This window comes from Odoribacter laneus YIT 12061 (assembly GCF_000243215.1).
Classification (GTDB): Bacteria; Bacteroidota; Bacteroidia; order Bacteroidales; family Marinifilaceae; genus Culturomica; species Culturomica lanea.
In genome coordinates, this window is sequence record NZ_JH594596.1 from 2,864,183 (window position 1) to 2,881,448 (window position 17,266).

A 17,266-nucleotide genomic window follows, 5' to 3' on the forward strand; every position below is an offset into this window, starting at 1 on the left:
ACATCTATTATGAAAATTAAGGTATATCTTTCAGTTGCATTCTTATGTTGTACATTATTTGCTCTGGGCAATTCAAATAGGTCTGCCAAAGACACGGTAAATGTGGAAGAAGTGGAATACCGTTTTGCATTAGGAGTACAACTCGGCACAGACATTGGCGGGGCGATTCCTTTTCCGTTCAGCAATATTCCTCATCCTTTTAATCCCCGTCCTCAGTTATCCCCCTCCCTGGGAGTTAAGCTGACATTTCCACTGGTTCGCCATTGGACAATAGGAGCGGAACTGACCTATAAAAAGGTAGCCATAGACGCCGACGCCCGCATTAAAAATCAGCGTTTTAACGATGAGGACAGAGGTGTTGTAGCCCGCTTTACAGGATCTGCGGAAATGGGAATGGATTTTACGATGCTCGAAATTCCTCTATATGCTAAATATACCTTCCGGAATGAAAAAGACAGAATTCTTTTCGGAGGTTACTTTGCCTGGATGATTAATAGTAAATTCGATATTCAGGTAAATAAAGGCTATATGATGGATGATAATGGCGTTTATTCCGGTCCTATTGTCGACGAACCCTTAAAAATTAACTTCAATGATATTTTGGACAGCTGGGATGCCGGCTTGATCGTCGGTTATGAAAGAAGATTATTACCCCGTATGGAAATAGGACTACGGGTAAGCTGTGGATTAAAAGACATCTTTAAACGGGATAATCAGTATTTTGACTATAAAATGCTGCATATGCGGGGAACACTTGTATTGAGTTATAATTTATTCAATATTAAACCCTCCGGATTAAATCCTTTCAAGCACAAAATTAAAGATTTCAATTGATAGTGTGTAAAAATATCATCATTTTCAAGAGTTTGGTATATTTTTTGCAATAACTCATTTTTTGAAATATTATTTAAATCTTACAGGTTTAAATAAAGGGAAAACAACTTTTATAAAAATCTAATTTAATTAAAAACAACATGAAAAAAGGTTTAATTTATCTGTTATTGCTCGTTTTGGGCACAGCAACTTTCAGCAGTTGTGAGGATGACGACAACGATGGTTACAAAAGAATTTCGTCAGAATATAAAAATGCTACTTTAAAGCTGACATTTAATGGCAAAGAGTTAAACGACAAAACGGTCGAAATACAAGCTTTAAACGAAACGACAGCCAACCTGATCTTAAAAAGTTTAATCCCGGGTGAAAGTAATCTTTACCTGAATGCTCTCCTTGCCAATACCGGAGGGGATAACTATACCCTGGAAGCGAAAAGCGAAACGACAGATCGTACTGTCGTAGTAGAAGGTGGGGTTACTGAAGGCGTACTGACACTGAATTGTACTTTTAAAGTTACGTCTAAAGTAGTAGGCAACTGGAAGTTTATAGCACAACAAGAAACCAGTACAGACCCGGAACAACTTATCGGAAAAGGTCCTTTACATTTAAAAATTGTTACCGATATTGATTCCATAAAACTTCCGATCGTTTTACCGGACGGCTCAAACTGGTCCTTCGCTATCAAAGACAATATGGAAACGGAGGATGCAGGTTTCGTCAGCTTTGCGAAAGTGATGTTCAGTTTACTGGTTCCCAATCTTCTTTATAACATTGAATTACAAGAAGACGGCGATTTAACAGCCACTTATGCCGTTATGGACGAAACAATGAATCCAACAGATACCGTTACTTTACCGGAAGGCGTCGTCAGATATAATGTAAAAGACGGGGAAATATACATTGCCGTCGATATAAACGCTCTTTTACCCAGAAGCGATGCAGACCAGCCCAGTGTAGATGTCCTGAAAATGCTTGCAGAAGGCTTACCGCTTATTCTCAAATTAGATGGAGACAACAATATGACGGTTTATGTAGACAAGGACATGATGGTCCCATTCATGGGTATGGTGGATCTTGTAAAAGGATTAGTAAAAGATATGGAACCTATGGACGTTCTTATCGGTACTATAACAGCAGAATCTCTACAGAAGTTTTTGGATGATGTAGTCATTTTAGTAAACACCTCGGAAACCATCGAACTTGGATTAAATCTGGAAACAAACACCCATCCGGAAATGAAACCCCAGCCACAAGCTTTCAGCTGGGAAAAAGCCTTGCTTCCTTTTAGAAAATAATTGAATAACTCTTTTTATAAAAAGCCGTTCAAACAAATTTGAGCGGCTTTTTTAATTTCTCAAGAATATTCCTTATCTCTCAGAGAAGTTTTAAGCCTTTCCATTTCACCTTTTATTTTTCCTTTCTATCTTTGTCCTTCAAAACGAAATCATAAAAAACAATATATCATGGAATATAACTTCAAAGAAGTCGAAAAAAAATGGCAGAACTATTGGAAAGAACAAAAAACATATCAGGTAGAAATAGATCCTAACAAGCCTAAATACTATGTACTGGATATGTTTCCTTACCCTTCAGGAGCCGGATTGCATGTAGGCCACCCCTTAGGTTATATTGCTTCTGATATATATTCCCGCTATAAACGCTTAAAAGGATACAATGTTTTGCATCCTATGGGCTATGATGCCTATGGATTACCAGCAGAACAGTATGCGATACAAACAGGGCAACACCCTGCTATTACAACGGAAAAGAATATCAACCGTTATCGGGAACAATTAGATAAAATTGGTTTTTCTTTTGACTGGAACCGGGAAGTCCGGACCTGCGATCCCCACTATTACAAATGGACACAATGGGCATTTATTCAAATGTTTAACAGCTTTTATAATTACGATGCACAAAAGGCACAACCGATCTCGGAATTAATAAAAGCTTTTGAAACCTCGGGAACAGCTAATTTAAATGTAGCTTGCAGCGAACTCCTCCATTTTACAGCTACCGAGTGGAAGGCAAAAACAGAAAAAGAACAGCAGGAAATCCTGCTCAATTATCGGTTGGCTTATCTGGCCGAAACGATGGTCAACTGGTGTCCGCAACTGGGTACAGTATTAGCCAATGATGAAGTAAAAGAAGGACTCTCGGTACGGGGGGGGTATCCTGTCGTACAGAAAAAAATGCGGCAATGGTCGTTGCGTGTTTCCGCTTATGCACAACGCTTATTAGACGGCCTAGACGTTGTTGAATGGTCCGATTCGCTGAAAGATATCCAACGGAATTGGATCGGCCGTTCCCAAGGGGCAGACGTCATTTTTGAGGTAAAAGATTCGGAAGTAAAACTACAAATTTTTACGACCCGGCCCGATACGATTTTCGGGGTCAGTTTTATGGTGCTGGCTCCTGAAAGCGATTACGTACAACAACTGACCACAACAAGTCAGCAACAAGCCGTCGAAGAATATCTGAATTACGTAGCCAAAAGAACAGAAAGGGAACGCCAAAGCGAAGTCAAAAAAGTAACCGGCGTATTTTCCGGCTCTTATGCAATAAATCCTTTTACTTACGAAGCTATCCCCATCTGGATCAGTGAATACGTTTTAGCTGGATATGGAACCGGAGCCATAATGGCAGTACCTGCTCACGATAGCCGGGATTATGCCTTCGCCAAAAAATTCAATTTACCCATCGTACCCGTTATCGATAACGGACAGGGATGCGACCTTTCTGAAAATTCCTATGACGCCAAGGAAGGTAAAATGATCAACAGTGGTTTTATAAACGGACTGGACGTAAAAGAAGCTATCCAACACATTGCAGAAGAAGTAGAAAAAAGAGGGATCGGGAAAAGTAAAATCAACTACCGCCTGAGAGATGCTATTTTCAGCCGTCAAAGGTATTGGGGAGAACCTTTCCCGGTATATTATAAGGAAGATATGCCTTATATGCTGGATGAATCCAAATTACCTTTGGAATTACCGGAAATCGACAAATATCTCCCCACAGAAACCGGAGAACCTCCCTTAGGACGTGCTAAAAACTGGAAGACAACAGAAGGTTATCCTTTGGAATTGAATACAATGCCCGGATTCGCCGGTTCTTCCGCTTATTACCTCCGCTATATGGATCCCCATAACGACCAAGCACTGGTAAGTAAAGAGGCGAATGAATACTGGAGAAATGTAGACTTATATCTAGGAGGAGCAGAACATGCTACAGGCCACTTGATTTACTCTCGTTTCTGGAATCATTTTCTTTACGATCTGGGGTACGTATGCGAAGCAGAACCCTTTAAAAAATTGATCAATCAAGGGATGATACAAGGCCGTTCAAATTTTGTATACCGTATACAAGGAACAAATACTTTCGTATCTTATGGCCTGAAAGATCAATACGAAACAACAGAAATTCACGTAAATGTCAACATTGTCCACAACGACATCCTCGATCTGGAAGCATTTAAAAACTGGATGCCCGAATACAATCAGGCAGAATTCATTCTGGAAGACGGAAAATATGTTTGCGGATGGGCAGTAGAAAAAATGTCCAAATCCATGTACAATGTCGTCAATCCGGACGATATCATCGAAGAATTCGGAGCAGATACCTTACGGTTATACGAAATGTTTCTGGGCCCACTGGAAGCCCATAAGCCTTGGGATACACAAGGGATAGACGGCGTCTTCAAATTTCTGAAGAAATTCTGGAGACTCTATATCAGTGACGATAAATTAAATGTAACGGAAGAAGTTCCGACAAAAGAAGAATTAAAAATATTACACAAAACCTTGAAAAAGATCGAATCGGATATTGAAAACTTTTCCTTTAACACTTCTATACCGGCATTTATGATCTGTACCAACGAATTGACAGCCTTAAAATGCAACAAACGAGCTATACTGGAACCTCTCACCATTGCTATAGCTCCTTATGCTCCGCATATCGCAGAAGAATTATGGCATCAACTCGGAAATACAGGAAGTGTTACAGCAGCGGCCTTCCCCCAATGGGAAGAAAAATATCTGGTAGAAGATGCTTTTGAATACCCGATTTCTTTCAACGGGAAAGTACGGTTTAAATTAACAATTCCATTAACTATTTCTTCCGCAGAAATCGAAACAATCGTAAAAATGGCTCCTGAAACCGAAAAATATTTGGCCGGGAAAACCATAAAAAAGATAATAATTGTTCCTCAAAAAATAGTGAATATTGTCATTTAGGACTGAAAGATTTGGGAAATTACGAAAAAACGGGAAAAAAAATAATTTTTTAATACAAGCTTACCTCTCTGTTCGAATAAAGGTATTCACATGGTTTTTACTTTTATCCGGACAGAGGGATATAAATTTGTCGGAATATGCGGAAGATCCTTTACATTACTTTAGGCATTCTCTCTATAATTTTAGGGATTATCGGAATTTTTGTTCCGGGTTTACCGACAACACCTTTTCTTTTATTGAGTTCCTGGTTATTTTATAAAAGCTCTCAAAAATTACATGACCGGTTGCACCGTTCCCGATGGCTAGGCAAATATATCCGGCATTATGAATCCAAGCAAGGGGTAAGTATAACTTCCAAGGTAATCTCTATTCTTTGCATGTGGATCATGATCAATATTTCTGCGTTCTGTTTTCTTGAAACAGGAAATATCCGGATCGTCCTGTTTGTCTTAGGAGCCATAGGGACAGCCAGTATCTTATGGTTTGTACCCACGGCCACCTCCAAAACCTCCCCGCCACCGGGCAAGGAGCATCAATAACTAGGCCTTAAAAATCAGATTTACAAACTCCTGATAATCGGTTATTTTTTTTGCTTTCTGCAACTTTTTCTTCAGTCTCCGATCAGCATCCGGTAAAAAATAGTCCCAATAGGATTTCATTTTCTGTAACAAGACTCTTTCATCTTTCAAGTAATCCCGATATGCCAAAAAAAGTGCATCCATAAAATCTTTTTTCCGGGAAACGGAATCTGTTGCCTCAGAACAATGATATTTCACATTTTCTGCCAAAGCAGGATTGCTCAATAATCCCCGCCCTAACATAACGCCTTTCAATTCCGGAAACCGCTGTAAGATCATTTGTATTTGATGAACCGAATCTAAATCTCCGTTATAAAACAAAGGATGCCGGCATTCCCGATAAAAATATCCAAACATTTCCGGGTCCGTCTCTCCCTTATACTGCTGTTTTCCCGTCCGGGCATGAAGAGTGATGTGAGTGAGAGGACATTCGTTTAAAATAGGTAGTAAATTCAGACATTCCTGTTTATCCGACCATCCCAAACGCATCTTGACAGAAAAACGGATGTCTGGAAAGGTAGCCACCGATTCCATTATAGCACGTACTAAATCCGGATAAGGCAACATTCCAGCTCCCTTCTTTTGTCCGGCAATCAAAGGGAAAGGACAACCGAGATTAATATCCGCCCGGCTATATCCTTTTGCCCGAAGTAAAGCAGCTAATAAACCGAACTCTTCTGTAGAACCAGGTAATATCTGAGGGATCAGGCCTACCACCTCATTATTAGCCGGATCTATATCCCGCAAATCCCGGTTACGAAAAACATTCCCTTTTTCGACCCGGATAAAAGGTGTATAATAAGCGTCTATTCCCTTGAAAAACCGGGTAAAAATATTCCGGTAAATCCAGTCGGTATATCCCTGCAAGGGTGCAAAATGAATCTCATACTCTTTTTCCATAAGACAAATAAAACAAAAAACATCAGCAAAACCAAGTAGAAAGGTGAAATGTGAACTTTTAAAATTAATTCCTATTGCTTGTCGTCAAACAAATCTTAACTTCGCAACGAAAACAAATGATCAAAATACATCCGAATATGAAAAATTTATTGCTGTTAGTGACTTTTATATCCCTATGCACTGGATTAAAAGCTCAAAGTGATGACCGCGGCTATCTCGTAAAAACAGGAGATATGGCGCCGGATATCGAAATACGCTATACGGACGGGACGATAAAAAAATTATCCGATTTCCGCGGGAAAGTGGTTATGCTTCAGTTCACTGCCAGTTGGTGCGGGGTATGCCGTAAAGAAATGCCTTTTATCGAAAAAGACATATGGCAGAAACACAAAAATAATCCCCATTTCGCCCTTATCGGTATAGATCTGAAGGAAAACCGGGAAAAAACAATCAAATTTGCCCAAGATTTGAAAATAACGTATCCTCTCACTCTAGATCCCGAAGGAAAATCCTTTTATAGCTTTGCCGAAAAAAATGCAGGTGTAACCCGGAATATCATTATCGATAAAAACGGGAAAATCGTCTACTTAACCCGACTGTATGAACCCGAAGAATTTCAGCAAATGGTTCAAGTCATTGATCAGTTACTCAAATAAATAAATCTCTTATTCTAAAGGGAAAGACGAAAAAACCGGGGAATTAGAACCCTTTCGTTTCTTTAATTCCCCGGTTTCAATATATCTCTTTTTATTCCTGAAGAGCTTTTTGTAAAGTGGAATCTATTTTTCCAATGACAGGATACAAACCTTCATTATCCAATACATCCCGGGCGATATAGGCTTCCAAATTGACACGAATAATCTCATAAGAATCCCTGATACCTTTCCGATCTTTCTTTAAACCGTTCTTCTCAGCATAATCCGCCATTTCTTCCACTAAATCGAATCTTTTCAAATAAGCTAATATTTCCTTGTAGTTGTTTAACTTTTTCATCTCCTCCCTATGCTTATCCATAAAATCAAAAGTATAGTCATACAGCAACATTGTACGGCGTAAATCGACTAAATATTTCGAAAAGCCACTTGTATCTGCCGGTACGAATACATCCGGCATAATCCCACCACCGCCGTATACCACCCGTCCTCCTACAGTATGATATTTCAGATTGGGATCAAAATGAATACTGTCTTTCACTTCCAACTCTCCATGTAGGATACGGTTGTAAAAGTCGTCATAATATTCTTTTTTCCCTTTATCATAAGGCCGCTGAATGGAACGCCCCGAAGGAATATAATAACGGGCTACAGTAAGGCGTAAAGCAGAACCGTCAGGCAACATACGCTGTTCTTGTACCAAGCCTTTTCCAAAAGAACGGCGTCCAACAATTTTTCCCCTATCATTATCCTGAATAGCTCCGGCAAAAATCTCACTTGCTGAAGCGCTGTTCTCATCTATCAGAATGATCAGGGGTAAATTTTTATACTTGCCTTTTCCGTTGGAGTAATAATCAGAACGAGGAGAAGCCTTTCCCTGAGTATATAATATCAACTTCTGACTATCCAGAAATTCATTGACCATTTTTAAAGCAATAGGCAATATACCCCCTACATTTCCGCGCAAATCCACAATTAATTTTTTCATCCCTTCTGTTTCCAATTGCTGGAGAGCCGTCATAAATTCATCATAGGTATTCATGCCAAAGGTATTCACTTTTATATACCCGGTCGTGTCGTTCGCCATATAAGCAACATCTACGCTTTTTACCGGAATACTTCCCCGGGTAATTTTTTTCGTAAAAGGAGTTTTCTCCCCTCTTCTTACAAGGGTAACTTCTACATCCGTTCCAATCTGTCCCCGCATCATTCCCATAATTTTCTGATCGTTCATTTTTACCCCCGCCACAAGCGTATCGTTCACCTTTATGATACGGTCTCCGTCCTGTAAACCAGCGTCCTGAGAAGGTCCTCCCGGCACCACTTTTATTATCGTAACCGTATCCCGGTATTTGTAAAACTGAACTCCTATACCTCCGAAATTACCGATCATATCTTCATTCACTTTTTCCATTTCCTTTGCAGGAATATAAACCGTATGGGGATCCAAATCTTTTATAACCTCATTAATTGCATTTTCTTCTATTTTTTGAATATCCACTGTATCCACATAAGAATGTTCCACCATATTCAATACCATATCCAATTTACTCCCTTGTACCGGCAAAAAAAGTTCCTGTCTTTCCCGCAAATCCTTCCTTACAAAAAGCGAATTGACAAACATTCCCAACACAATCGCCAATGCTAAAATCAAAGGCATTAAAATCACTTTCCAATTATTCTTATACATCTTTGTCTTATTTACATTACAACTTATTTATTCGATTTCTATCAAATCAACCACGATCCCAGCCTGCTGCAATAATTTAATACCATCGGCACAATGATAAAGTTCGGAATATACAACGCGACAGATTCCAGCTTGTATAATAAGTTTTGCACATTCTATACAAGGGGAAGCCGTTACATATAAGGTAGCACCTTCACTACTATTACTGGATTTGGCAACTTTTGTGATGGCATTCGCTTCGGCATGCAAAACATAAGGTTTTGTCCGGTTTGTTTCATCTTCACAAATATTTTCAAACCCCGATGGAGTTCCATTATAACCATCCGAAATAATAGACTTATCTTTTACAATCAGCGCTCCGACTTGCCTGCGTTTACAATAGGAATTTTCAGCCCATATCCTGGCCATTCTCAAATATCGTTTATCCAACAATCTCTGTTTGGTTTGCTCTTCCATAAGCCCCTATTATTTTTTCCGGTTTTCCAGAAAATCAATCATTTCATAGAATCCGCTTTTACGTTCTTCAGCAACCGCTATTTTTTGTAAGGCCTTCCGGCTTTTATCCAGATAATTTTCAATCGTCTTCAACGTGAGCTCGCCTATTCCCAAACGATCATAAATTCCCGTCACAGCTTTTATTTTTTCAACTACATCGAAATCTTTTTTATCTACCCAGGCTTGCAACTCAGCTTTCGTTTCCGGATCTGCTACTTCAAATGCCTTGATCAACAAATAAGTCTTTTTATTCTCCGTGATATCTCCCCCGATTTTCTTCCCGAACTCTGCCACATCCCCGTATACATCTAAATAATCGTCCTGCAATTGAAATGCCAAACCTAAATACCCTCCAAAATCATATAGAGCTTTATATTCATGTTCAGGAGCTCCTGCAATTAAAGCTCCATGCCGTAAACTACCAGCAATCAATACAGAAGTCTTTAAATAGATCATATGTATGTATTCCTCTTCCGTTACGTCATTACGGGTCTCAAATTCCATATCATACTGCTGCCCTTTACAAACATCCATGGCAACCTGGTTAAAGCCGTCAATCACCTGACGGAGATACTGATCTTCGCAACTCTCTATATACTTATAAGCTGTGATAGCCGCAGCATCTCCACTTAAAATAGCTACATTGCTATTCCACTTTTTATGGACAGTCTGACGCCCTCTCCGCAATTCCGCATCGTCCATAACGTCATCGTGCAGCAAAGTATAATTGTGAAATATCTCTATCCCGACAGCTGACCTTAAAGCGTTTTCTATATCATCCCGGTACAAATTATAAGCCATAAGCGTCAATACCGGCCTCAAGCGTTTTCCTCCATCTTCCAATATATACTGGATCGGTTCGAACAAAGAATAGGGTACTTCTACATATTCCTTTTTTTCAAACTCAGCTTTAATGATCTCCCTTAACTGCTCTATTGTATACATTATTTTTATTTTTAATAAAGTGCTAAATTATAAAAAGAAGCCGGAATATCAGCGAGAAGTCCCGTTTTTTTAATCTTATCCCCTAAATTCACAAAACCCATAAATTTGTCCTGTTTTTTACAAAACGGCCTGAGAATTCGCTTTCACCTATATCCACTAAAAACAACACTCCAAATGTCCGTTTTTCAGAAGGGAAAAACAGACATTTGGAGCATTCTCCCTTTATTAAAAAGTTTCCAGAATAAATTATTTACAATTTTCCAATATCTTCCGGGCAACCGTACCTGTCACATCCTGGTCTTCCCCGTAGGCAGCTTTTCTGGCATTAAAACGTTTTTCTATTTCTAAAATCGTATCCTCACCGATTTGAACTTCATTCAAACGCGTTGCCAAACCTAAACTCTTGAAAAAAGATTCTGTCTTTTCAATCGCTCTTTCCGCCCGTTCAACTTCAGATCCTTTATTTATACCCCAAATCCGTTCGCCATATTGAACCAATTTCGCCAGTTTCTTCTCCCGAAGTGTACGTAAAAGTCCCGGCAATACAATCGCCAAAGTAGCTCCATGCGTCAAACCGTGCAAAGCCGTCAATTCATGTCCAATCATGTGAGTTGCCCAATCCTGACGTACACCCAAAGCAATAAATCCATTCAATCCCATTGTTGCACAAAGCATAAATTCAGCCATTAATTCATAATTATCCTGTTTGCGGATAATATCGGGGGCAATTTCGATAAGAGTATGTAAAATTCCCTCCGCCCATCTGTCCATTAAACGGGATTGACCGGGAGTAGTCATATACTGCTCCATAACATGCACAAAAGTATCTGCAATACCACAAGCTACCTGATGTATAGGCAAAGTAAACGTAACAGTAGGATCTAAAATAGAAAAAACCGGATACTTCGAATAGAAGGGATATTTTTCAGCTGTTTCTTTTCTGGATATAACCGCACCACTATTCATTTCAGAACCCGTAGCCGGAAGGGTCAGAACTGTTCCCATCGGTACTGCTGAAGCAGACCGTCCCTGTAAAACCAACTCCCATGCATCCCCTTCATACAACAAACCTGCTGCAATCAATTTTGTCCCGTCTAAAACCGATCCGCCTCCGACCGCAAGCAAAAAATCCACCCCCTTCTCTTTCCCCAACTGAATTGCTTTCCGCAAAGTCTCCACTGTCGGATTTGCTTCTATTCCCCAAAATTCAATTACTTCAAATGACTCCAAAGCTTTTTTCACTTGTTCGTAAACACCGTTCTTCTTTACACTTCCTCCCCCGAAGGTCACCATCACCCGTTTTCCCTGCGGAATCTCTTTATTCAAATGAGAGATCATCCCTTTTCCGAAAATTAATTTTGTCGGATTTTGAAAAACAAAATTTTCCATAAAAATTGATTTTAATGTGTTTTATTATATTCGTTAAATTTCTCTTATCTTCGATTTTTCCCTTCTTTATCGGCCCCAATAAAATATTTTATCCACCAAAAGCTTCTGAACAAATATACGTAAATATTCTAAAACAGAAAATGCCTCTAAACCAGACCGCAAGCCGACGCCCCCCAACTGTCACCTCTCCCCCAATCTCTTAGAGATCAACTGACGCAAAAATTACACATTAGGGACGTGCCCTAATGTGTAAAACAATAAAAAATTTTGTTCGATCCGTTACGGAGACTTTCCTCCCGTTCCTGTGGATACTTATTTCAAATTTGAACTCCTCTTTAAAACAAGTTTTGTAACCTACTTTTTCCTCTATATTTATTATTGAAACAACTGTAAGATGGGATTAAATCAGAATTCTATTTTAAAAATTCACATTACACCCTATCAATACGGACATTTTCTGTTTTAGATAAATGATCTGAAACTTTTGATACTGATTCTCTGTATATATTTTTTACCGGTATTCGAGAAACTCGTCGGCTTATAGAGGATGGATTAAATTTTATTCCCTTTATCTACCTACAGAATAATTCATGGAAAAGGCCAACTTTTAGAGCGGATAGAAAAACAGTCGGCATAGCCCAGGATCGCCTGTTTATCCTTCTTAAAAAACAAAATAAACAATAAATATTTATACAGATTAATAGTTTATTTTCTATGCTGATAGCATAAACAACGCTTTTGGAAATGATTTGTAGCCGAGCCGGGAAATTAAACCGAATTATATATTTCTTATTCTCTGATAATTATGCCAATTTTTAAAGAATCGGGGGACGGATAAGGGACGGAAAATTTGTAGGCATCCCTATATTTTAAACAGTCTTTTAAGTCCGTATCCGAATTAATAACACCTTTCAACTAAATGTACTGGTATATCTTTCAAATTTTTACTAACCAATATTTCCTTAATTTTATCAATCAAATTTTCATTTCTTACATAAATACCTTTTAATGCCGCTTTAGGCAAAAACAATTCCTTATACCACTTATCATTATGTGGGTTCTGGTGAATGTCAGAAACATATTGCTCTATATCTTTACTGTTAACGTTTACCATTCTGTTACCTGAAAACTTTTTCAATCCCTCAATTATTTGTTCTTTACTTACACCTAATTCCTCAGATTTTTCGGTAAAAATATTACACCATTCTAAATCCGGTACACCTAAAATTAACCGGGTTTCATTTTCTTTCTTATAATTAGCTTGTTTTATCCGGGGACAAAAAAACAGCAATAACGCCAAAGCATGAAACAAACAAAAAAATTTCGGAACAGAATTACCTATATTTCCAGCATATACATAATAGCAATATTGGAAATTTATTAAATTCCAAATTTCAAGCTCCGGTAAATCATACAAGCAATTGTAAAGGCTTAAGAAAAACTGTTTATTATCAACAGTTGCAATGTTCATTAATTCGTCATTCAGATTTAACTCCAAAACCATTCCTACATCTTTACCTTTGGTATAACTTTGCCACATATATTCATCATCAGGACGAACAGTTAACGACACTACAAAAGGTTTAGGAAGACTGGGATTCGATAAAACAATTGAAGGTTCAAAAAAATCAGCTATTTGATCTTCCTTAGGACGTCCTAAGCTATTTTCATGGTCCAATAAAGTCGATTTAATCCACTCTAACCCATACTTAAATTCTTCCCCATCCTTAAAACAATCGTACCGCGAAGCCCAAAAACATATTTCTTTGTTTTTAACGGTATCATATTTCAGTATACTTTCCAGTATATCAAAGTTTGTATAGTGATATAAAATATTATCCATTTACTTTAAAATAGAAGGACAAAATACAAGTTCCTGTGTTCTATCTCTAATTACCTTTTTGAACAATTGCATTTTTAATGCTTTGAAGTTCTAATCTTAGTTCATCAATCTGTTTTTGATTAATGGAGTGTGGTTTATTAGAAATATTTAAAGTCACTACACTTGTGATTAGTGTCAATAATATTGCAATTAATGAAATATATAAGCTATTCCGAGAAATTTTTACAGTATTATAATTGAAAAAACAGGAAGATGCCATATTTTCAAAAATTTGAGTCTTTAATGCTATCTTACCATCTTCTGTAAGACGCATTAATAAATTATTCTTTTCTTTATCATTTTTGATTTCAATAAAATTCATTTTATACAGAAATAAATATACTTGGCCAAAATCCCAAGCAGTTGCATTGAAATAAAAATATTGAGGTATAAGACGAAAAATACTTTTTTCAACTTCATCATAAACATGGTATCTCCCGTCAAATAGTTCTTCTAATAATAAATAAGATATTACATTCCTATAATAAAAAGTTAGAGATACTTGTTTTGTAGTATTCTTATTTCCAATCTTAAATTTCTTTGTTTGTTTAGCCATTATATTTGAAATTGAAAAGTTTATCTCTTTAATTCTATTCCTAATTTTGTTGTCGAAACAATCTATCTTTGTAAATCTTACCAAGGTTTTCTAACTCTATTTTTATTTCTTTTTCAGTTGAATAATGATCAAAAAGGATTCCTTTTAACAGTATTTTTGAATAAGTATTTTTCTGAACTACTCCTTCAATTACGTATAACCCATTTATCACTTTAGATTTTCCATATTGGATATAATTAATTTCAAAACCAACAGGAAAACCAAAATCCCCGATGACAACCGTATTAGAATCATTGTATATATTTTCCTCTGCTATTTCTGCCAGCTTATATTTAAATACTGCCAAATACAACGTGAGAGCAGGATGCTCAATAATCCATTCATCGTCATCTTTGTTAAAAATATTTTTTGGAAAAAAAGCCCGTATTCTTTGAATACGAATATCCTCATTGATTGCAGAGATTCTAATTTGATCTAAGCTATCAATAACATGAAATTCTAAAATAGGATATTCTTTATTATTCTGCTGTTCCTGAGTTATTTTTAATAATTTCTTTGAAATAATTGTATTTTCCCAAGTAAAAAAAACTACTACTATAGCAGTAATAATTCCTATAGTTTGAATCAAATCTTTATACCTCTTACACCAGTAGTTTAATCTTTCTATAATATGAATTTTCCTCATTAATGATAGTTTTACATTAACAAAAAAGCGGCTTTTAACCGCTTTAACTTAAAACATTAAGGGCTTACTTTTTATCCCTAAACGCTTCCTGCAATAAGCTAACTTTTTCCTGCTCGGCTTTCAGCATACGCTCATAAAGTTCAACAACTTTATCTATTGGGTTGAAAATAGGATAATAGCTTATAGAAGTGGAAGTATCATGACTGTTAAAAGTATTCGCAACAATATTTACCGCTGCTTCATCAGTCATATTTTTAAGTGCTTCTACCGGAATTTGTAAAACTGCCGCAACTTTATTCAGCGTTTTTTCATCAATTTGCTCTTTTTGCTCCAAGTCGGAAAATGCTTGTTGTGTCATATTCAATTCAGCAGCAAGTGCTTCTTGCTTGACTCCAAGAATATCCCTGAAACGTTTAATATTCCTTCCCTGATGTACTCTCAGCATAATTACTGTATCAGCATTCATATATTAAGTTTTTAAAAGTTGACAAATTAAAATGTCTGTAAAGATACACATTTGTTGTTATTTACAACCACGCCGGTTGTGTTTTACAACCTCCCGTTGTAAAATACCTCCTCCAATCTTCCCTACTTTGCTGAAAAATCACACTTATGTAAAGTAATAAAAAAAGAAGAAGAAATCAAAACGGAACCCCATCATGAGCATTTACACCGACAAAATAGCCCGCTTGGTATGGCTGATTGAGCAGCTTAAACGCTATTCCTTCGACGACCTGCTCGATTTGCTTGAAGTGGCGCATGTGGAATACATTCTGGATATACCGGAAATCGCCGACCGCAACTGGGAGAAGGATCATTCCCTGTATCAGAAAACCTTCCTTCGCTTCCTCAATATCTGCATTTCCACTTATGAAAAAGCACTGAAACAACTGAAAGAAAAACAAGCTCACTAAACTGAAAATCATGGCAACAAAAGAAGAAATCTACAACATCCGTGTTGGCAGGCATTCCCTGCAACAAGTTTCTCTCGGGCAACTGAAAATGATTCAAAATCTGATTCACGATTTCTTTACAAAAGAAGACTGGATTCCGCTTGCCGCCGCTGCAACAAATCCGAACCTCCTTTCTCCCAATATGATTTTCATTGCAAAAGATACCTGTTTCGACAGTCGCACCCGTGATTTTCAAACGGAGTATAGCGTCCATATCGGTAAAGATGCTCTTACCAATATTTCAGCCAAAGACCTAATAAACCTCTATTTTACCCTTCGTTCTTTCCTGTTCCGTTCAGAGGAACTCCCGACAGAATCCACTGAAGACATTCAAAATCAGTTGATTAAAGACGAAAGAAAACTTTTAATTGAAATTACGGATAAAGCCTTTGACGATTACCTCATACAAGCATACAAGTTACCGATGCAAGTTGCTTTTCAACTTGTGATAATCGTTTTTCTAAATTGGAAAAGCCCATTTGTAAATAATTTTAGATTTGACAAATGGGCATGCGCAAGCCCTTGTTTTTGTTATAACAAGGGCGAAAATAAAGGAAGTGAAACAGTAGGTTAATATAGAGATATTAAGGTCTTAATCGGTTTTCAATGTTTTTCAGATGTTTGATATATTTATTGATGGTTTCCGATCCTTTAGGGAAAATTTCGTTAGCCTGAGCATTGGCAGATGATAAGTTCGCCTATGTCAGTATTTTTCCTTTGGGAGATAAGAATAACTTATTTGCACCGCAAACCGCTTGCTAGTTCGGAGTAATTAAATTCCGGTAATTAAGCATAGAAAAGAAATATGCTAACAACTTATTATTATTGGTTTGTAAAGGGGTATTTAATTCACAGGCAAATAATTTTTTCAGTAATTCAGGTATAACAGATATATTAAACAGCCGGACTTCATTTATACCTTCTGCTAAAATTTCCAAATCTTCCTCATCTAAAAGACTTTCAAACGTCTTTTTAATGATAGATTTCGGTTGTTTTCCTTCTTCAGATTCGTTAATAACCGAAATAATGGTTGTATTAAATTCCTCATGCAACTTTTTAAAATCTTCCAAAGCAAAACGGTCTTGAAAGGGGGGACGGATAAGAGAGGGAAATTAAAAAATAAGAGAAAATAAAGCAAAAACACCTTTTTGAAATTTCAGCTAATTTACTATTTTTTCAGATGTTTATTTGTTTTCTCTTATTATCAGTGATTTGTAGCCGAGCCGGGAATCGAACCCGAATTTAAAGTTTAGGAAACTTCCGTTCTATCCATTGAACTACTCAGCCAAAAAGCAGGGACAAAAATAAAGTAAAATATTTTCAGTTCCAAATATCGTCCTTTAAAGATTCATTTGCTGATTTCGCTTCTTTCCATCGTTTTTCTCAACAATATAAACTCCTTTTCTTTTAAGATAATCCAAAATTCCGTTCCTTCCTCTCTTTTGGCTTTTTCATTTTTTACACTTTTGTAGAA

At 37.2% G+C, this 17,266-nt stretch carries 17 protein-coding genes and 1 tRNA gene; 7 read left to right on the top strand and 11 right to left on the bottom strand.

Annotated features, from left to right (window positions below):
• Nucleotides 1-9: 9 nt before the first annotated feature.
• From HMPREF9449_RS11875 to HMPREF9449_RS11890, 4 genes are all read left to right on the top strand, one after another.
• Nucleotides 10-834 carry an outer membrane beta-barrel protein gene (locus HMPREF9449_RS11875; RefSeq protein ID WP_009137507.1) on the top strand — a complete coding sequence of 275 codons (825 nt, stop codon included), beginning with the start codon at nucleotides 10-12 and terminating at the stop codon, nucleotides 832-834.
• A gap of 140 nt (nucleotides 835-974) precedes the next feature.
• A complete protein-coding gene (locus HMPREF9449_RS15950) occupies nucleotides 975-2,129 on the top strand; it encodes a DUF4925 domain-containing protein (protein WP_009137508.1) in 1,155 nt (384 codons plus the stop codon).
• A gap of 168 nt (nucleotides 2,130-2,297) precedes the next feature.
• Nucleotides 2,298-5,066 (top strand): leucine--tRNA ligase, encoded by a 2,769-nt coding sequence (gene leuS, locus HMPREF9449_RS11885; protein WP_009137509.1) that lies wholly within the window; start codon nucleotides 2,298-2,300, stop codon nucleotides 5,064-5,066.
• Nucleotides 5,067-5,203: 137 nt separating this feature from the next.
• Entirely contained in the window at nucleotides 5,204-5,605 is a 402-nt protein-coding gene (locus tag HMPREF9449_RS11890) for a YbaN family protein (protein ID WP_009137510.1), read from the top strand.
• Here HMPREF9449_RS11890 and HMPREF9449_RS11895 read toward each other — a convergent pair whose 3' ends face one another.
• Nucleotides 5,606-6,544 (bottom strand): tRNA-dihydrouridine synthase family protein, encoded by a 939-nt coding sequence (locus HMPREF9449_RS11895; RefSeq protein ID WP_009137511.1) that lies wholly within the window; start codon nucleotides 6,542-6,544, stop codon nucleotides 5,606-5,608. It lies immediately after the preceding gene.
• A 137-nt stretch (nucleotides 6,545-6,681) separates the two neighbouring features.
• Here HMPREF9449_RS11895 and HMPREF9449_RS11900 point away from each other — a divergent pair, with 137 nt between their 5' ends.
• Nucleotides 6,682-7,200: a TlpA family protein disulfide reductase gene (locus HMPREF9449_RS11900; RefSeq protein WP_040611862.1), complete on the top strand. Its 519-nt coding sequence runs from the start codon at nucleotides 6,682-6,684 to the stop codon at nucleotides 7,198-7,200.
• 91 nt (nucleotides 7,201-7,291) lie between these two features.
• Here the strand turns inward: HMPREF9449_RS11900 and HMPREF9449_RS11905 are convergent, their stop codons facing one another.
• The 8 genes from HMPREF9449_RS11905 to HMPREF9449_RS11940 all read right to left on the bottom strand — a co-directional run bounded on the left by HMPREF9449_RS11905 (nucleotide 7,292) and on the right by HMPREF9449_RS11940 (nucleotide 15,305).
• Nucleotides 7,292-8,887, bottom strand: a complete 1,596-nt coding sequence (locus HMPREF9449_RS11905; RefSeq protein ID WP_009137513.1) for a S41 family peptidase — start codon at nucleotides 8,885-8,887, stop codon at nucleotides 7,292-7,294.
• Between the two features lie 27 nt (nucleotides 8,888-8,914).
• Nucleotides 8,915-9,343: a dCMP deaminase family protein gene (locus HMPREF9449_RS11910; RefSeq protein WP_009137514.1), complete on the bottom strand. Its 429-nt coding sequence runs from the start codon at nucleotides 9,341-9,343 to the stop codon at nucleotides 8,915-8,917.
• A 9-nt stretch (nucleotides 9,344-9,352) separates the two neighbouring features.
• Nucleotides 9,353-10,327 (bottom strand): polyprenyl synthetase family protein, encoded by a 975-nt coding sequence (locus HMPREF9449_RS11915; protein ID WP_009137515.1) that lies wholly within the window; start codon nucleotides 10,325-10,327, stop codon nucleotides 9,353-9,355.
• 246 nt (nucleotides 10,328-10,573) lie between these two features.
• Complete coding sequence (locus tag HMPREF9449_RS11920; protein WP_009137517.1) at nucleotides 10,574-11,716, bottom strand: iron-containing alcohol dehydrogenase; 1,143 nt, start codon at nucleotides 11,714-11,716, stop codon at nucleotides 10,574-10,576.
• 898 nt (nucleotides 11,717-12,614) lie between these two features.
• Nucleotides 12,615-13,559: a hypothetical protein gene (locus tag HMPREF9449_RS11925; RefSeq protein ID WP_009137518.1), complete on the bottom strand. Its 945-nt coding sequence runs from the start codon at nucleotides 13,557-13,559 to the stop codon at nucleotides 12,615-12,617.
• 46 nt (nucleotides 13,560-13,605) lie between these two features.
• Nucleotides 13,606-14,154, bottom strand: a complete 549-nt coding sequence (locus HMPREF9449_RS11930; RefSeq protein ID WP_009137519.1) for a hypothetical protein — start codon at nucleotides 14,152-14,154, stop codon at nucleotides 13,606-13,608.
• Nucleotides 14,155-14,194: 40 nt separating this feature from the next.
• Nucleotides 14,195-14,839: a hypothetical protein gene (locus HMPREF9449_RS11935; RefSeq protein WP_009137520.1), complete on the bottom strand. Its 645-nt coding sequence runs from the start codon at nucleotides 14,837-14,839 to the stop codon at nucleotides 14,195-14,197.
• Nucleotides 14,840-14,903: 64 nt separating this feature from the next.
• A complete protein-coding gene (locus HMPREF9449_RS11940) occupies nucleotides 14,904-15,305 on the bottom strand; it encodes a helix-turn-helix domain-containing protein (protein ID WP_009137521.1) in 402 nt (133 codons plus the stop codon).
• A 193-nt stretch (nucleotides 15,306-15,498) separates the two neighbouring features.
• Between HMPREF9449_RS11940 and HMPREF9449_RS11945 the strand changes: the two genes are divergently transcribed.
• Both HMPREF9449_RS11945 and HMPREF9449_RS11950 read left to right on the top strand, forming a co-directional pair.
• Entirely contained in the window at nucleotides 15,499-15,753 is a 255-nt protein-coding gene (locus tag HMPREF9449_RS11945) for a hypothetical protein (RefSeq protein WP_009137522.1), read from the top strand.
• A 10-nt stretch (nucleotides 15,754-15,763) separates the two neighbouring features.
• Nucleotides 15,764-16,366, top strand: coding sequence for a hypothetical protein (locus HMPREF9449_RS11950; RefSeq protein WP_009137523.1), 603 nt, complete (start codon nucleotides 15,764-15,766; stop codon nucleotides 16,364-16,366).
• 184 nt (nucleotides 16,367-16,550) lie between these two features.
• Here the strand turns inward: HMPREF9449_RS11950 and HMPREF9449_RS15955 are convergent, their stop codons facing one another.
• Together HMPREF9449_RS15955 and HMPREF9449_RS11960 are read right to left on the bottom strand one after the other, a co-directional pair.
• Entirely contained in the window at nucleotides 16,551-16,862 is a 312-nt protein-coding gene (locus HMPREF9449_RS15955) for a hypothetical protein (RefSeq protein ID WP_147640071.1), read from the bottom strand.
• Nucleotides 16,863-17,007: 145 nt separating this feature from the next.
• Nucleotides 17,008-17,079 (bottom strand) — tRNA-Arg (locus HMPREF9449_RS11960).
• Nucleotides 17,080-17,266 lie beyond the last annotated feature (187 nt).

Bases quoted from the DNA above. Each gene is read 5' to 3' on its own strand.
- HMPREF9449_RS11875 (WP_009137507.1), top strand. From the start codon at position 10: ATGAAAATTAAGGTATATCTTTCAGTTGCATTCTTATGTTGTACATTA.
- HMPREF9449_RS15950 (WP_009137508.1), top strand. From the start codon at position 975: ATGAAAAAAGGTTTAATTTATCTGTTATTGCTCGTTTTGGGCACAGCA.
- leuS (WP_009137509.1), top strand. From the start codon at position 2,298: ATGGAATATAACTTCAAAGAAGTCGAAAAAAAATGGCAGAACTATTGG.
- HMPREF9449_RS11890 (WP_009137510.1), top strand. From the start codon at position 5,204: ATGCGGAAGATCCTTTACATTACTTTAGGCATTCTCTCTATAATTTTA.
- HMPREF9449_RS11895 (WP_009137511.1), bottom strand. From the start codon at position 6,544: ATGGAAAAAGAGTATGAGATTCATTTTGCACCCTTGCAGGGATATACC.
- HMPREF9449_RS11900 (WP_040611862.1), top strand. From the start codon at position 6,682: ATGAAAAATTTATTGCTGTTAGTGACTTTTATATCCCTATGCACTGGA.
- HMPREF9449_RS11905 (WP_009137513.1), bottom strand. From the start codon at position 8,887: ATGTATAAGAATAATTGGAAAGTGATTTTAATGCCTTTGATTTTAGCA.
- HMPREF9449_RS11910 (WP_009137514.1), bottom strand. From the start codon at position 9,343: ATGGAAGAGCAAACCAAACAGAGATTGTTGGATAAACGATATTTGAGA.
- HMPREF9449_RS11915 (WP_009137515.1), bottom strand. From the start codon at position 10,327: ATGTATACAATAGAGCAGTTAAGGGAGATCATTAAAGCTGAGTTTGAA.
- HMPREF9449_RS11920 (WP_009137517.1), bottom strand. From the start codon at position 11,716: ATGGAAAATTTTGTTTTTCAAAATCCGACAAAATTAATTTTCGGAAAA.
- HMPREF9449_RS11925 (WP_009137518.1), bottom strand. From the start codon at position 13,559: ATGGATAATATTTTATATCACTATACAAACTTTGATATACTGGAAAGT.
- HMPREF9449_RS11930 (WP_009137519.1), bottom strand. From the start codon at position 14,154: ATGGCTAAACAAACAAAGAAATTTAAGATTGGAAATAAGAATACTACA.
- HMPREF9449_RS11935 (WP_009137520.1), bottom strand. From the start codon at position 14,839: ATGAGGAAAATTCATATTATAGAAAGATTAAACTACTGGTGTAAGAGG.
- HMPREF9449_RS11940 (WP_009137521.1), bottom strand. From the start codon at position 15,305: ATGAATGCTGATACAGTAATTATGCTGAGAGTACATCAGGGAAGGAAT.
- HMPREF9449_RS11945 (WP_009137522.1), top strand. From the start codon at position 15,499: ATGAGCATTTACACCGACAAAATAGCCCGCTTGGTATGGCTGATTGAG.
- HMPREF9449_RS11950 (WP_009137523.1), top strand. From the start codon at position 15,764: ATGGCAACAAAAGAAGAAATCTACAACATCCGTGTTGGCAGGCATTCC.